14 protein-coding genes and 1 pseudogene are annotated in these 13,996 nt (G+C 71.0%); 12 read left to right on the top strand and 3 right to left on the bottom strand.

Features of this window, described 5'->3' with window-relative positions; all coding sequences use genetic code 11:
• The first annotated feature begins 162 nt into the window (after positions 1-162).
• The 9 genes from ACWGDE_RS26430 (at position 163) to ACWGDE_RS26390 (ending at position 7,794) form a co-directional block, all read left to right on the top strand.
• On the top strand, positions 163-915 hold the full coding sequence (locus ACWGDE_RS26430) for a nucleotidyltransferase domain-containing protein (RefSeq protein ID WP_453391523.1): 753 nt from the start codon (positions 163-165) through the stop codon (positions 913-915).
• 86 nt (positions 916-1,001) lie between these two features.
• Positions 1,002-1,712, top strand: coding sequence for an HAD family hydrolase (locus ACWGDE_RS26425; RefSeq protein WP_453391522.1), 711 nt, complete (start codon positions 1,002-1,004; stop codon positions 1,710-1,712).
• Positions 1,713-1,771: 59 nt separating this feature from the next.
• Positions 1,772-2,998 carry an MFS transporter gene (locus ACWGDE_RS26420; protein WP_453391521.1) on the top strand — a complete coding sequence of 409 codons (1,227 nt, stop codon included), beginning with the start codon at positions 1,772-1,774 and terminating at the stop codon, positions 2,996-2,998.
• Positions 2,970-4,118, top strand: coding sequence for an acetoin utilization protein AcuC (locus tag ACWGDE_RS26415; RefSeq protein ID WP_453391524.1), 1,149 nt, complete (start codon positions 2,970-2,972; stop codon positions 4,116-4,118). Before ACWGDE_RS26420 ends, ACWGDE_RS26415 begins: the two co-directional genes overlap by 29 nt.
• Positions 4,119-4,205: 87 nt before the next feature.
• Positions 4,206-5,021, top strand: a complete 816-nt coding sequence (locus ACWGDE_RS26410) for a phosphatase (protein WP_453391520.1) — start codon at positions 4,206-4,208, stop codon at positions 5,019-5,021.
• 129 nt (positions 5,022-5,150) lie between these two features.
• Positions 5,151-5,360, top strand: coding sequence for a helix-turn-helix domain-containing protein (locus tag ACWGDE_RS26405; protein ID WP_162688852.1), 210 nt, complete (start codon positions 5,151-5,153; stop codon positions 5,358-5,360).
• 162 nt (positions 5,361-5,522) lie between these two features.
• Positions 5,523-5,621, top strand: coding sequence for a 30S ribosomal protein bS22 (locus ACWGDE_RS26400; protein WP_003948845.1), 99 nt, complete (start codon positions 5,523-5,525; stop codon positions 5,619-5,621).
• Positions 5,622-5,716: 95 nt separating this feature from the next.
• Positions 5,717-6,808, top strand: coding sequence for an NAD-dependent epimerase/dehydratase family protein (locus ACWGDE_RS26395; RefSeq protein ID WP_453391519.1), 1,092 nt, complete (start codon positions 5,717-5,719; stop codon positions 6,806-6,808).
• Positions 6,808-7,794: a lysophospholipid acyltransferase family protein gene (locus ACWGDE_RS26390; protein ID WP_453391518.1), complete on the top strand. Its 987-nt coding sequence runs from the start codon at positions 6,808-6,810 to the stop codon at positions 7,792-7,794. The genes ACWGDE_RS26395 and ACWGDE_RS26390 overlap by 1 nt, the downstream gene beginning before the upstream one ends.
• 58 nt (positions 7,795-7,852) lie before the next feature.
• Here the strand turns inward: ACWGDE_RS26390 and ACWGDE_RS26385 are convergent, their stop codons facing one another.
• The 3 genes from ACWGDE_RS26385 to ACWGDE_RS26375 all read right to left on the bottom strand — a co-directional run bounded on the left by ACWGDE_RS26385 (position 7,853) and on the right by ACWGDE_RS26375 (position 11,494).
• Positions 7,853-9,049, bottom strand: coding sequence for a DUF5667 domain-containing protein (locus ACWGDE_RS26385; RefSeq protein WP_453391517.1), 1,197 nt, complete (start codon positions 9,047-9,049; stop codon positions 7,853-7,855).
• A 228-nt stretch (positions 9,050-9,277) separates the two neighbouring features.
• Positions 9,278-10,093 carry an ECF subfamily RNA polymerase sigma factor, BldN family gene (locus ACWGDE_RS26380; RefSeq protein WP_453391516.1) on the bottom strand — a complete coding sequence of 272 codons (816 nt, stop codon included), beginning with the start codon at positions 10,091-10,093 and terminating at the stop codon, positions 9,278-9,280.
• A gap of 396 nt (positions 10,094-10,489) precedes the next feature.
• Entirely contained in the window at positions 10,490-11,494 is a 1,005-nt protein-coding gene (locus ACWGDE_RS26375; RefSeq protein WP_453391515.1) for an HAD family hydrolase, read from the bottom strand.
• Positions 11,495-11,711: 217 nt separating this feature from the next.
• Between ACWGDE_RS26375 and ACWGDE_RS26370 the strand changes: the two genes are divergently transcribed.
• From ACWGDE_RS26370 to hemA, 3 genes and pseudogenes are all read left to right on the top strand, one after another.
• On the top strand, positions 11,712-11,990 hold the full coding sequence (locus ACWGDE_RS26370; protein ID WP_453391514.1) for a glutaredoxin family protein: 279 nt from the start codon (positions 11,712-11,714) through the stop codon (positions 11,988-11,990).
• Positions 11,991-12,263: 273 nt separating this feature from the next.
• Positions 12,264-13,073 (top strand): redox-sensing transcriptional repressor Rex, encoded by an 810-nt coding sequence (locus ACWGDE_RS26365; RefSeq protein ID WP_453391513.1) that lies wholly within the window; start codon positions 12,264-12,266, stop codon positions 13,071-13,073.
• A pseudogene (gene hemA, locus ACWGDE_RS26360) lies at positions 13,070-13,921 on the top strand (glutamyl-tRNA reductase); the annotation flags it as partial. The gene ACWGDE_RS26365 and the pseudogene hemA, both read left to right, overlap by 4 nt.
• Between the last annotated feature and the right edge of the window lie 75 nt (positions 13,922-13,996).

Here is a 13,996-nt window from a genome sequence, read left to right as displayed (position 1 = left end):
CAGGGGGGACCCTGTGGGAGAGTAGGACGCCGCCGAACAATCATTGTGGGAAAGCCCCGCACCTTATGGTGCGGGGCTTTTCTGCGTTCCGGACCTTTTTCGGGTCGGGAGCGGGTGAAATTCCGTGGCCGGAGGGACGGCCGCCGTGGCACTCTGTCCGGCATGGATATGGATGTAGATCCCATCGACCTGGCGCGAAGCATCGCGCGCGAGCGCTTCCCCGACGCGCTGTCCGTCATCCTGGCCGGATCCACGGCCGCGGGGCGGGCGACCGCCAGCAGCGATCTGGACATCGCGGTGCTCGTCGGGGACGAGGGCCGCACCTATCGGGAGACCCTCCGCGTCGAGGGGCGGGTCGTGGAGCTGTTCGTCCACACCCGCACCGGCATGGCGGAACTCTTCGCGGCGGACGTCGCCGGACGCCGTGCGGTGCTGCAGTCCATGTACGCGGCCGGTCTCGTCCTGGTCGACAGGGACGGGGAGGCGGGCCGGGCCCGGGCCCTGGCCGAGGCGGACCTGCGCCAGGGCCCGCCGGCGCTGGACCCGGACACCGTGGAGACCAAGCGCTACGGGCTGACCGACGCCCTGGACGACCTCACCGACGCGGGCGACCCCGTAGAGCGGGTGGCGGTCGCCGGGGTGGTCCTGGCCGGCGCGGCCGACCTGCTCTTCGACCACCACCGGGCGTGGACCGGCGGCGGGAAGTGGCTGCCCCGCCGCCTGCTGGAAGCGGACGCGAAGCTCGGGGCCGCCCTGCTGGACGGCCATCTGCGGGCATGCACCGCGGGGGACCCCAGTCCTCTGGCGGACGCGTCCTCGCAGGTCCTGGCCCTGTGCGGCGGCCCCCTCCGCGAGGGCTACCACCGGGCCTGGCACGGAGTCATCGACTCGATCGCGGCCGCACCCGCGCGCTGAGAGGCGGCCGAGGATCTTTCGATGTCCTGCGGATGCCCGGCATGGGGTCCGGATGGATTTGCACTGACGGCTCGTAGGGTTGTCGCATGGGCTACGACCTCGTCATCTTCGACAACGACGGCGTGCTGGTGGACAGTGAGCCGCTCGCCAACAGCATCCTCGCCGGGTACCTGACCGAGCTGGGGCACCCGACCTCGTACGAGGAGTCGCTCCGCGACTACATGGGCGCCGCCGTGCACCGGGTGCACGACCTCGTGCTGGAGCGGACCGGGCAGTCGCTGCCGGCGGACTTCGACGCGACGCTGCACGCCCGCACCTTCGCGGCCTTCGAGCGGGAGCTCAAGCCCGTGCCCGGTGTGGACGGGGTGCTGGCGGCGCTGGTCGAGAGCGGGACGGCGTACTGCCTCGCGTCCTCCGGGAGCCACGAGCGGATCCGCGTCGGGCACCGCGCGGCCCGGCTCGACGAGTGGTTCGAGGAGGAGTGGATCTTCAGCTCGGAGGACGTGGGCAAGGGCAAGCCGGCCCCGGACCTGTTCCTGCACGCCGCCGACCAGATGGGCGTGGACCCCGCCCGGTGCGTGGTCATCGAGGACAGCCCGCTGGGCGTCCAGGCCGCCGTCGCCGCCGGCATGGACGTGTACGGGTACACGGCGATGCTGCCCGCCGACCGGATGCCCGGCGCCACCGGGTACTTCGGGGACATGGGACAGCTGCTCGGGCTGCTCGGGCTGCAGGGCCACGAAGGCGGGTACGCGGGCGGGTACACGGCTGGTCACGAGGGTGGATTCAGCCACTGACCCAATCGAGATGTGATCGCTCTACCCACCGGTAGTACTGGGCCCTACGCTGAGCCGCCATGACAGCAGACGCGCGGCTGAGCCGCGGGCGCGGGGCGTTGGGGTTCAGTTTCTTCGTGCAGGGCGTGACGTTCGCGCTCCTCGTGACGCGGATCCCCGCCATCCAGGACCGGTACGGGATATCCGACGGGCTGCTGCCCGTCTTCCTCGCCGCCGTGCCGATCCTCGCCGGGGTCTCCAGCGTCGTCACCGAGCACCTGGTCAAGCGGGTCGCGCCCAGCACCGTACTGCGGTGGGCGCAGCCGCTCGTCCTGCTGGCTCTGCTCGGGGTCGGCGCCGGCAGCGAGATGTGGCACGTGGCGCTGGCGCTCGGGGCGTTCGGGCTGTTCGTGGGCGCGCTCGACGCCTCGATGAACATGCTCGGCGTGAGCCTGCAGGGCGCGTACGGGCGCAGCATCATGCTGGGCTTCCACGCGGTCTACAGCCTCGGCGGGATCCTGGGTGCCTCCGCCGCGTGGGCGGGGGCGCACTGGCACCTCGACCTGTTCGTCTCGTACCTGCCGGCCGTGGCGGTCCTGCTGCCGCTCGCGCTCTTCGCCAGCCGGTTCTACGTGGACCGGGACGGCAAGGAGAGCTCCGAGGAGGCCAAGGGGCTGGGGGCCGGCGGGTTCAAGCTGCTGCTGCCGCTGTGCCTGGTGATGGCGTGCGCGTACATCGGGGACTCGACGGTCTCGAACTGGAGCGCCAAGTACCTCCAGGACGTGCTGGGGAGTTCCGAGCAGCTCGCCACCGTGCCCTACAACGTCTACATGGTCACCACCCTGCTCGGGCGGGCCGTGGGCGACCTCGGCGTGCGGCGCTTCGGGGCCGTGGCCGTCGTCCGCATCGGGACGGTCGTCGCGGCGGGCGGGTTCGCCGTGGTCGCGGCGGCTCCCGGGGCGTGGACGGGGATGCTCGGCTTCACGCTGCTGGGGTTCGGGCTGTGCGTGATCGTGCCGCAGACGTTCGCCGCCGCGGGCAGGCTGTTCCCGCAGGCTTCCGACACCGCGATCGCGCGGCTGAACATCTTCAACTACGTGGGCTTCCTGATCGGCGCACCGCTCGTCGGCGGGATCGGCGACGCCTGGAACTACCGGGGCGCGATGCTCGTGCCGATGGTGCTCGTCCTCGTCACTCTTTTCCATGCCCGCTCGTTCGGTGCGCAGGGTGCCCGATACGGTGTCGAACATGAGCGGCGAGCCGGTGACCGGGCTGTTGATGTGGGACGAGGCGGTAACGAAGTATGACTTCGGACCGAGCCATCCGATGGACCCGGTGCGCCTGGCACTGACCATGGGCCTGGTACGGGCCTTCGGGCTCGACCGGGCGATGGAGGTGCGGGCCGGGCGGCAGGCGGGTGATTCCACGCTGCGGCTCGTCCACCGCGAGGACTACGTGGCGGCCGTGCGCGAGGTGTCCGCCGACCCCGGGATCGCCGACGGCTCGTACGGGCTCGGGACCACGGACGATCCGGCGTTCCACGGGATGCACGAGGCGTCCGCGCTGATCGCCGGCCAGTCGGTGGCGGGGGCCGAGGCGATCTGGCGCGGGGAGGCCGAGCACGTCGTGAACTTCGCCGGCGGGCTGCACCACGCGATGCCGGGCGGGGCGGCCGGGTTCTGCGTGTACAACGACGCGGCGCTGGCGATCGCGCGGCTGCTGGAGCTCGGGGCCGAGCGGGTCGCGTACGTGGATGTGGACGTCCACCACGGGGACGGCGTGCAGGCGGCCTTCTGGGACGATCCGCGGGTGCTGACCGTCTCGATGCACGAGCATCCGCGGACGCTGTTCCCGCAGACCGGGTGGCCGGAGGAGACGGGCGGTCCGGCGGCCGAGGGGTCCGCGGTGAACATCGCGCTGCCGGCCGGGACCGGGGACGAGGGGTGGCTGCGGGCGTTCCACTCCGTCGTGCCGGAGGTTCTGGCCGACTTCCGGCCCCAGGTGCTGGTGACCCAGCACGGGGCCGACACCCACTTCGAGGACCCGCTCGCGCACCTGGCGGTGTCGCTGGATGCCCAGCGGGCGGTGCAGGAGGCATGCCACGAGCTGGCGCATGCTCATGCGGGCGGGAAGTGGCTGGCGTTGGGCGGAGGCGGGTACGCGGTCGTGGATGTGGTTCCTCGGTCGTGGACGCATCTGGTGGGCATCGCGGCGCATCGGCCCGTCGAGCCGGAGACGGCGGTGCCGGGGTCCTGGCGGGACGAGGTGTATGCGCGGACGCGGCAGGTTGCGCCCGCGCGGATGACGGACGGGCGGGTGCCGGAGTGGCGGTCCTGGGAGGCCGGTTACGATCCGGCCGATCGGATCGACCAAGCCGTACTGGCCACGCGGCGGGCGGTGTTCCCCTTGCGGGGGATGCTGACCTGAGCCCTGCGGGGACTGGCGTTACGCCAACGGTGGTGTGGTTGGCGGGAATTGATGATCCGCCAGGTTGGTTGAGGCAGCATCGGCAGGGTGTTGAGTACCGGCGCCCTGCGTGCGCATCTGCTGGCCGCCCGCCTGGCCGGGCCCGTCGCCACTTCCCGGGAGGAGAGCCTGCGCAGCTACCGGTTGTTCGCCGCGCGCGACCCCCGGGTGCTGATCGGGCTCGATCCGGAGTGGGCGTGGGGCGAGGGTGACCTGCTGAGGCTGATGGCGGACAAGTGTGGGGTCTCGGCTGATCCCGCGCACGTCAGCGGGCCGGACGTGATCGATCCGGAGCGCACGGTGGCGGGGCTGGAGGCCTTCGCGGAGCGGCTGCGCGCCGTGGCCGGAGCGCGGGCGCCCGTACTGTTCGCGACGGGTCACCCGCACCGCCTCCTGGGGTTCTACGCCGGTTTGGCCGAGGCGCTGTCGGCGGCCGGATGTGATGTCCTCACTCCGGCGCGGGGGGCTGCCGTCGACATGCAGACCCGGTTCGGCCTACGCCCGCACCGCATCGATTACGTACGGGGGGTCGCACTGGTGCGGGAAGACGGCGCGCGTCCGCCCGGGAGTACGACCGGCGCGCACACCCATTCGCCCCTGCCGGTTCGGATCGCCCTCGGGGCGCTGGCGGAGGCCGGCGGGCCGCTGCCGGAGCTGGTGGTGGGGGACCACGGGTGGGTCTGCGGGGCAGGTCAGCTGGGTGTGGAGGCCATCGGGCTGGCCGATACGGATGATCCGGCGCTGTTCGTCGGGGAGGCCGAGGGCCGGGTGTCGGTGGTGGTTCCGCTTGATGACGCGGTGCGCGCGGACTACTACCGACCGCTCACTCGCTATGTACTCAATCGGGCGAGTCTGTCGGGTTAGCAGGAGTGGCCGTAGCTCCTCTTCCCCACTCGTACCACACGCCCCTACTCTGGGGAGTGAGCGTGCGACGACGGGGCGTAACCGGAGGGGAAGCCGGTGCCCGTCATGCGCGGAAGGTCAAGGTGTGTCATGGCTGCTGGCGAGAGGCCTCTCAGTGAGGTTCAGTTCCTGACCGTGGCGGAGGTCGCCTCGGTGATGCGAGTGTCGAAGATGACCGTGTACCGATTGGTGCACAACGGACATCTGCCCGCAATCCGGGTGGGCCGGTCCTTCCGGGTCCCCGAGAACGCGGTGCACGAGTACCTCCGCGAGTCCTTCGTGGGGGTGGAATCGGCCTGAGGACAAGGGCCGGGAGGCCGCGGTCGCCCTTCGGAAGCACCGGATTACAAGCTCAGAGCTCGGGCGGGTAGGCTAGGCCGACGTAGGTCGTGTGGGCCCAGACGCCCCGCACCGAGATCCCCGCTGACGCGGGGGTGTTCCGAGAAGTGAGCGAGGGTAGTCGTGGGCTCTGTTATCAAGAAGCGGCGTAAGCGGATGGCTAAGAAGAAGCACCGCAAGCTGCTCAAGCGCACCCGCGTCCAGCGCCGTAACAAGAAGTAAACGGCAGCTGTACGTGTTCTCCGCAGCCCCTCCACCATTCTGGTGGAGGGGCTGCGGTGCAGCCGGGGGACTTCTTCGAGGGAGGCGCTGAGCTCGTGGGGAAGGTCGTGCTCGTTACCGGGGCTGCCCGGCAGCTGGGGGGCCGTTTCGTACGGCGGATCCAGCGGGACCCGGAGGTCGAGCGGGTGATCGCGGTCGACGCGGTGACACCGCCGCACCGGCTGGGATCGGCCGAGTTCGTCCGTACGGACATCAGGCAGTCGGGCATCGCCCGGGTGCTCGCGGAGAACGCCGTGGACACGGTGGTCCACCTGGCGGTCACCGGAGGTGCCGCGACGGGAGCGGGGTCGGGCTCCTACGCCACCGTCAAGGAAACCAACGTCATCGGGACGATGCAGCTCCTCGGGGCCTGCCAGAAGTCCCCGACGGTACGGCGGCTCGTGGTGAAGTCCAGTACCAGTGTGTACGGGGGCACCTCGCGGGACCCGGCCGTCTTCACCGAGACCACGCAGCCCAAATCCCTGCCCGCGGCCGGCTTCGCCAAGGACGCCGTGGAGGTCGAGGGGTACGTACGGGGCTTCGCGCGCAGGCGCCCGGACGTCGCCGTGTGCGTGCTGCGGTTCGCCAACATCCTCGGGCCGTTCGCCGACTCCGCGCTCGCCGAGTACTTCTCGATGCCGCTGATCCCGACCGTGCTGGGCTACGACCCGCGCCTGCAGTTCGTCCACGAGGACGACGTGCTCGAGGTCCTGAAGCTCGCGGCGCAGGAACCCGGACGCGGTGGCGGAACGTTGAACAGCGGGACGAACGGGACCTTCAACATCGCGGGCGACGGGGTGCTGCTGCTCTCGCAGTGCGCGCGGCGGCTGGGCCGTCCGACGGTGCCGCTGCTGCTGCCCGCGGTGACCTGGGTGGGCTCGGCGCTGCGGGCGGTCGGGGCGACCGACTTCTCGCCCGAGCAGATACGGCTCCTCACGCACGGGCGGGTCGTGCAGACCACGCAGATGCGCGAGGTGCTGGGATTTGAACCGATGTACACGACGGCCGAGACCTTCGCCGACTTCACGCGGAGCCGGGGGAGCGGGCTGCTGCCCCCGGAGCGGGTGGGCCGGGCGGTGGACCGGGTGGCCGGGCTGTTGAACGTAGAGGCCGGGACTGAGGCCGTGGCTGAGGGAGCGAAGCGATAGTGGCGGACGCCAAGGTCATCCCGTTCGACGAGGACCGGCCCCGGCGGCGGCCGCCGCGGCGGGTCCGGGTCGCGCCCGAGGCGGAGCCCGCGGCGGAACCGGTACTGGCGGCCGCGCCGGAACCGGCGGCGCCGGGCTCGGAGGGCACGGGCCTGGACCGGAAGATCGCGAGCGGGCTGGCGTTCCTGCGGCGCCGGATCACCGGGGAGTACGAGGTCGACGACTTCGGCTACGACAAGGAGCTGACGGACCAGGTCCTGATGTCCCTGATGCGGCCTCTGTACGAGAAGTACTTCCGGGTCGAGGTCAAGGGCATCGAGAACATCCCGAAGGAGGGTGGCGCGCTGATCGTGGCGAACCACTCCGGGACGCTGCCCCTGGACGGGCTGATGCTCCAGGTGGCGGTGCACGACCAGCACCCGGCGCAGCGGCACCTGCGGCTGCTGGCGGCGGACCTGGTGTTCATGCTGCCGGTCGTCAACGAGCTCGCGCGCAAGGCAGGCCACACGCTGGCGTGCGCGGAGGACGCGCAGCGGCTGCTGGAGGCCGGGGAGCTGGTGGGCGTGATGCCCGAGGGCTTCAAGGGGATAGGGAAGCCGTTCGGGGAGCGGTACAAGCTCCAGCGCTTCGGGCGGGGCGGCTTCGTGTCGACCGCGCTGAGGGCGGGGACGCCGATCGTGCCCTGCTCGATCGTTGGGGCGGAGGAGATCTACCCGATGATCGGCAACTCGAAGACGCTGGCGCGGCTGCTGGGGATTCCGTACTTCCCGATCACGCCGACGTTTCCGCTGCTGGGGCCGCTGGGGGCGGTGCCGCTGCCGACGAAGTGGACGATCCAGTTCGGGGAGCCGATCGCGACGGACGGGTACGCGCCGGAGGCCGCCGAGGATCCGATGCTGATGTTCAACCTGACCGACCAGGTCCGGGAGCAGATCCAGCACACGCTGTACAAGCTGCTGGTGCAGCGGCGGTCCGTGTTCTTCTGAGGCTGCTCAGGCGATTGCGCCGGCGAGGCAGGATCTGCCTCGCCGGCGCAATCTCTTGCTACTCCGCGTCCTCCGCCTTGATGCCCAGGCCCGGGAGGAGTCCCGGGAGCAGGGGCGGGAGGGTGATGTCCGGGTGCGGGTGGTCCGCGGGGCCGGACTCCGCCGGGGTCGGCTGGCCCGCGGGCGGGTTCAGCAGGTTGCCCGTACCGCCGAGGAGACCGCCGCCGGGTGACGGGGACTTCGCGGAGCCGGACGCCGACGGGGCGGGGGGCGCCGACGGGGTGCCCGAGGAGGGCGCCGTCTGCTGTTTGCCCGCCGGGGCGCTCGGCCGGGTGGAGGGTCCGGAGCCGCGGGTCTGTTCCGGAGGCTTCGGGAGCAGACCCTGGAGCGGCGCCACGTCTTCGTCTATGGCCTGGAAGACCGACTCCACCTCGCCGCCCACGTCGGTGAGCTGCGCCGGGAGGTTGCCCCGGAGCTTGGCCCACGCGTCGCGGTGCGAGCGGGAGAACGAGGACAGTGCCTGGATCGGGCCGAGCGAGCCGTCCCGCTGGTAGGCGGCCTGGAGGAGCCGGTGGCCCTCCGAGGCGTCGTGCTTCATGCCCGCGAGCGCCCGGCGGATCTCGCCGAGGGACTCGTGGTCCAGTACGCCCGTACGGCCGCGCTCCATCAGCCTGCGGGCCTCCGACAGACGGTTCGAGGCCTGGTCGAGATAGAGCTCGCCCCGGTCCGAGTCGTCGTCGGCCATCCCGAGCCGGATGTCCTCCATGCCCCGCTTCACGGGGTACAGGTGGTCACCGGGCAGGGCGTCCGTGCTCGCAGCGGCCACTCCGCTGAAGGCCCCGGCGGCCACACCCACGGTGAGGCCACCCGCTGCGATGCCCTTGGACCAGCGGGAGCGGGGCCGCAATTTCCGGAGCGAGGTCGCCCGGTGGGCGCCGCGGCCGGTCCGCTGTTCGGGCACTTGAGGGTCCGGGGCGGCACTGCCCCCGGCCCTCTCTTCCATCACCATGGCCTCCATGGCGGCGACGAGCTGTGCTCGTTGCACCACTTTGACCTCGGGATCCAGCACCGGGCGCGGCATTCTTTCGCCGAGCACGCTCGCCAGGGCCAACAACCGGTCGTGGTCGGCAGGTTCGGCAGGTGCCTCGGACTGCTCGGCCGCCGGGTCCGGTTCCGAAAGGTCGGACGGGGTCCGATCCTCCAGGGCCTGGGCGAAGGCGTTCGCCCGCCGGTGCGGAGTCACGTTCGCGATCACTGGCGGCACCTCCTCTCGTCATGACGATCGACTCCCCAAGGTGTCCGGAAGGTTGCCTTCCTTGAGCACATCCACACTTTCGAGTGAGCGGCTTCGGGCAGGGCTTGTCCACAGGGAGCCTGCATTCCGCACAACGAGCGGCGCGGCACTTGGGTTACGGACGAAGGATGATCGGACCACAGCGTCGTCAGTGTCATCAAGGAGGGTTACCGAATGTGAGTAAGGGAGTCAGCGGGCGTCGTCCGGGAGCAGGCGGGCCAGGGTGCGGACCGCCCGGTACTGGAGCGTCTTGATGGCGCCCTCGTTCTTCCCCATCACCCGGGCCGTCTCGGCGACCGAGAGGCCCTGCAGGAAGCGCAAGGTCACGCACTCCTGCTGCTGCGGATTGAGTTTCCGTACGGCTTCCAGCAGGGCCGCGTTGGAGAGGGACTCCAGGACGGAGTCCTCGGGGGACCGTTCCACCTCGTTGGCGTCGAGCATCTCGCCCGTGGTGACTTCGAGGCGGAAGCGGCTGGACTTGAAGTGGTCGGCGACCAGGTTGCGGGCGATCGTCACGAGCCAGGCGCCGAAATCGCGGCCCTGCCAGGTGAAGGTGGAGATGCGGCGCAGCGCGCGCAGGAAGGTCTCGCTGGTGAGATCCTCCGCGGTCGCCTTGCCGCCGACGCGGTAGTAGATGTAGCGGTAGACCGTGTCGCTGTACTGGTCGTACAGGCGGCCGAAGGCCTCGGCCTCGCCGGCCTGGGCACGTTCGACCAGGTCCATCATGCGGGCCTGGTCGCTGTCCGCCGTGGGGCGGCGGGCTGCGGGCGCGGTGGTCCCGGTGGCTGCGCCGCCGGCGGCGGCGCCGGAGCGTCCCCGTCTGCCCACCGTCGCTCCGCCGTCGGTCAGGGCATAGCAAGGACCGGCCGGGCCGAGTCCGGCGGGGACCGCGGTGGCGAATGCGGGGACGGCGTACGCGGTGGGGACGAAGCCGCGCAGGTGGTCGAGGACCGTTGCGCGCAGCGTAGCCAGGCCCGAGGCGTCAACCCCGACAGGTGGGTACACGGGACTCCCAGAGGCAGAGCTTCCATCACGTGCAGTGCGGGACCGTTCACCCGTCGTGGCGACAGATGAGCGGTGGCATGCGTTTGAGGAGAATAACGCTTCGTACAGGCAGCACTACACCCAGTTGCTCAAATCACCGGTTACGACACTTCTGTTGCGTGTCGAGGGCATATTCAGACGCAGATGGTGATCGATTCTTGATCGGTTGGATGCGCGGAATGGCTGGTTCCACGGTGTCTCGCGACCGAGTCGGGCAGGGCGGAGTGCCGCGCCGGGGGCGCGGGTAGAGGTGAGCGAATGCCCCGGCCGCGGGGGCGCGCGGGCGCCGTACCGGCCCGGTCCGGGCGGGAGCCCGGGCGGGGGGCGGGGCCGGGGGCCGGACGGGGCCCGGAGCCGTTACCTGCGGCGGCGGTGCAGGGCGATCGCGGCGGCCGCGCCACCCGCGATCGCGCCGACTCCGGCGGCCGCCGGGACGCCGACCTTCACGGCCTTGCGGCCGGTCCGATAGTCGCGCAGGCGCCAGTCGTGGGCGCGGGCATGCTTGCGCAGTTTTGTGTCGGGATTGATCGCGTAAGGATGTCCGACCAGCGACAGCATCGGAATGTCGTTGTGCGAATCGCTGTACGCGGCGCAGCGCGCGAGGTCCAGCCCCTCGGCGGCGGCCAGGGCGCGGACCGCCTCCGCCTTGGCGGGGCCGTGCAGCGGCTCGCCGACCAGCCGGCCGGTGTACACGCCGTCCACGGACTCGGCGACGGTGCCCAGGGCCCCGGTCAGGCCGAGGCGGCGGGCGATGATCGTGGCGGTCTCCACGGGGGCGGCCGTGACCAGCCACACCTTCTGGCCGGCGTCGAGGTGGGCCTGGGCCAGGGCGCGGGTGCCCGGCCAGATCCGCTCGGCCATGTACTCGTCGTAGATCTCCTCGCCGATGGACATCAGCTCGGAGACCTTGTGTCCCTTGACGATGGACAGCGCGCTGTCGCGGGCGTCCTGCATGTGCTCGGGGTCCTCGACCCCGGCGAGCCGGAACCAGGCCTGCTGCCAGGCGAAGCGGGCGAGCTCGCGGCGCTGGAAGAACTCGCGCTTGTAGAGGCCGCGGCCGAAGTGGAAGATCGCGGCGCCCTGCATGACGGTGTTGTCGAGGTCGAAGAAGGCGGCGGCGAGGTCGTCGCCGGCGACGGGGAACTCGGGCTCGGGGGCTTCCTCCGCCGGGGCTTCCCCGGCTTCGATCGCCTCGGCCTCTTCCGCTTCGGCCGCTTCCAGTGCCGCGGCGGAGTCCGGGAAGTCGAGTGGTCCCTCGGCCAGCGCGGACTTGCGGGCGGCCTCGGCCGAGGCCTCGCCTGCCAGCACGCTCCGCGCGGTGGCGGAGCGCCTACGGGGGGTGAGCCATCCCAGAGCGGCCATGACGCGAGCATAGCCACTGTGTTCGGGAGTTCCCGAACCGATGGGAATCGGCTGTGTGAACTCTTCTGTCCGCCAGGGGTCCTTGGCGTAACGGCGCCCTCGGCCCGCGACCCCGGCCCGCCGGCCCGCGACCCCGGCCCACCGCCCCACGGTTCCGGCCCACCACCCCGCCACCGCGCCGCGACCGGTCGGCGCCGGGGCGCGGGAGAATGGGGGCATGAGTCCTTTGCTGCGCCGTGCCCAGAAGAAGCGTCCCGAGGAGCGGATGGTCACGCTCATCGGGAAGCCGGGGTGCCATCTCTGCGATGACGCCCAGGAAGTGGTCGAGAAGGTCTGCGCCGAGACGGGCGCGCAATGGGAGAAGAAAGACATTTCGCAGGACGAGGAGCTCTACCGCCTGCACTGGGAGCAGATCCCCGTGGTGCTGGTGGACGGCGAGCAGCACACCTTCTGGAGGGTGAACCCTGACCGGCTCCGACGGGCATTGCAGGCTTGACCCGTCGGGCGGTTACGATCGTGGGCGATTTATGGGGTCTCGGGGGCGTATTGGTGAGGAGTGTGTGCAGTTTTGCCCCCTTCGGGATTTGAACGGGTTCGGCGTGTCGACCGTTCCCGCCTCGTATGCCCAAGGCGCGTGACCCCGGTCACTTTGCTCGGACAAAGCGGACACAATCTTTGTGCACGCGTTCACAAAGACATAGCCTGCATTCGACGGGGTGGTCCTGGGACAAGTGGCCACCTGCAGCCCCGCTCATCCCGCAGGAGCATCGTGGCAACTGGCCGAACTCACCGACCGGCGACCCGCAGCCGAGGTATTCCCGAGGCCACTGTCGCCCGGCTTCCGCTGTACTTGCGTGCCCTCACCGCGCTCTCCGAGCGATCGGTGCCCACGGTGTCCTCCGAGGAGCTCGCCGCCGCCGCCGGAGTCAACTCCGCGAAGCTGCGCAAGGACTTCTCCTACCTCGGTTCCTACGGGACGCGCGGGGTCGGGTACGACGTGGAGTACCTCGTCTACCAGATCTCCCGCGAGCTCGGACTGACCCAGGACTGGCCGGTCGTCATCGTCGGCATCGGTAACCTCGGCGCCGCGCTGGCCAACTACGGCGGTTTCGCGTCGCGCGGGTTCCGCGTGGCCGCGCTGATCGACGCCGACCCCGCCATGGCCGGCAAGCCCGTCGCGGGCATGCCCGTACAGCACACCGATGACCTGGAGAAGATCATCGAGGAGAACGGCGTCTCGATCGGGGTCATCGCGACCCCGGCGGGGGCGGCGCAGCAGGTGAGCGAGCGGCTGATCGCCGCCGGGGTCACCTCCATCCTGAACTTCGCGCCGACGGTGCTCTCCGTGCCCGACGGCGTCGACGTGCGCAAGGTCGACCTGTCGATCGAGCTGCAGATCCTGGCGTTCCACGAGCAGCGCAAGGCCGGCGAGGAAGCGGCCGCCGCTGCCGCCGGCGGCTCCGTCACGGGCACCGGCGCGGCCCCGGCCGCCGCCGTGGTCCCGCCCGCCGGGCGCGGCGCCGCCGTCGCGCGCAAGGGCGGTCCCGAGGGCGACGTCCCGGCGGTGATGCCGGCATGAGTCTGCTCGTCGTAGGGCTGAGCCATCGCAGTGCGCCGGTGAGCGTGCTGGAGCGCGCCTCGCTGTCCGCCGATGCCAAGGTCAAGCTGCTGCACGACACGCTGGCCGCGGAGCCGGCGGCGGAGGCGGCGGTGCTCGCCACCTGCAACCGCATCGAGCTGTACGCGGACGTGGACAAGTTCCACGCCGGTGTGGCCGAGCTGTCGACCCTGCTGGCGCAGCACAGCGGTGTCGCGCTGGAGGAGCTCACTCCTTATCTGTACGTGCACTACGAGGACCGGGCGGTGCACCACCTGTTCTCGGTGGCGTGCGGGCTGGACTCGATGGTCGTCGGCGAGGGCCAGATCCTCGGACAGATCAAGGACGCGCTGGCGCTGGGGCAGGAGCTCCACACCGCGGGCCGTCTGATCAACGACCTCTTCCAGCAGGCGCTGCGCGTCGGCAAGCGGGCGCACTCCGAGACCGGGATCGACCGGGCGGGGCAGTCGCTGGTGACCTTCGGGCTGGAGCAGCTCGCGGTGCACGTGCCGGTGGAGAAGTGGGCCGCCGGGAAGCGGGCGCTCGTCATCGGCGCCGGGTCGATGTCCTCGCTCGCGGCGGCGACGCTGGCGCGGGTCGGCTTCGCCGGGATCGTCGTGGCCAACCGGACCGCCGAGCGGGCGGAGCGGCTTGCCGAGATTCTGGTTGCCTCGGGCACCGGGGTGGAGGCGTCTGCCGTGCCGATGGCCTCGGTGGTGGACGAGCTGACACGAGTCGATGTCGTCGTGTCCTGCACGGGGGCCACGGGGCTCGTGCTGACCGGGGATGACGTGGCCGGCGCGGTGGCTTCTGGCCCTGCGGGGCTGTCCCCTACCCACCCTTCGCCCGTTCCCTGGGGCTCCGCCCCAGAGCGCCTCAAACGCCGGCGGGGCTGAATTTTTTTG

The sequence above is a fragment of the Streptomyces sp. NPDC054956 genome (genome assembly GCF_053609185.1).
The sequence above is the reverse complement of the archived record's forward strand: the minus strand, read 5'-3'. Positions and strand labels throughout refer to the sequence as shown.